The following is a 1,010-nucleotide window of genomic DNA, read 5'->3' as shown; positions in this document are numbered from 1 at the left end:
CTTCCGTTCTAGTGGTCGTCGCAACACCCCAGTTCAGGGGATGCGATGGACTTCGAGATCCGGAAGAGCCGCAAGGAGCAAGGGCCCCGCAAGCTGCAACGGGAGCGGGAGGAATACTTCCGGCTCATGCAGCTCGGGTTCGGCAATCTTGAGGCGTCCAGACGAGTCGGGGTCAACCCTCGGACCGGCCGTGAGTGGCGCAACGGTCGGCCCGAGGGGCGGAAGAAGCGTCCGAGGCCACCCGCGAATGCTGTGCGGGTGGCCTCGGGGCCGTCCCGGTATCTGACGGAAGACGAGCGGATCCACATCGCCGACCGGTTCCGGGAGAAAGCAACGGTCCGGGCCATCGCCGCCGAACTGGGCCGCAGCCCGTCCACAGTCAGCCGGGAGATACGCCGAAACGGCATGCCCCTGCGCGGTGGCCGCTCCCGCTGGGCCTACCGACCCCATGCCGCCCAGCGTCGGGCCGAACAGCGCCGCCCGCGCCCCAAGCCCGGCAAGATCGGCCAGAACCACGAGCTGCGCGACTTCATCCAGGACCACCTCACCAGGCGGTGGAGCCCCGAGCAGATCTGCCACGCTCTGCGCGGGCGCTTCCCCGACCGGCCGGAGATGCACGTGGTCCACGAGACGATCTACCAGGCCCTCTACGTCCAGGGCCGCGGAGAACTCCGCCGGGAACTGGCCCGGGCCCTGCGGACAGGACGCGCCATGCGCCGCCCTCAACGCCAGGCCCACAGCCGCCAGCAGCGGTTCACCCACCCCATGGTGATGATCAGCGACCGGCCGGCCGAGGCCGACGACAGAGCCGTCCCCGGCCACTGGGAGGGCGACCTCATCGTCGGCAGCAACTCCCGCTCCGCCATCGCCACCCTGGTCGAACGCAGCACGCGCTACCTCATGCTCGTGCACCTGCCCCAGGGCAGCAGCGCGGCCGCCGTCCGCGACGCCCTGGTGGACACCGTCCAGACCCTGCCGGAACACCTGAAGCGGTCCCTCACCTGGGACCA

At 70.2% G+C, this 1,010-nt stretch carries 1 protein-coding gene; it reads left to right on the top strand.

The genetic code is table 11. The features are described 5' to 3' along the window. Nucleotides 1-45 precede the first annotated feature (45 nt). On the top strand, nt 46-1,010 hold a 965-nt coding region (locus ACFQ9Z_RS39335; protein WP_383031953.1), incomplete at its 3' end, for an IS30 family transposase.

The sequence above is a fragment of the Streptomyces sp. NPDC056580 genome (assembly GCF_042793175.1).
In the GTDB taxonomy this organism is placed as follows: domain Bacteria; phylum Actinomycetota; class Actinomycetes; order Streptomycetales; family Streptomycetaceae; genus Streptomyces.
The sequence above is the reverse complement of the archived record's forward strand: the minus strand, read 5'-3'. Positions and strand labels throughout refer to the sequence as shown.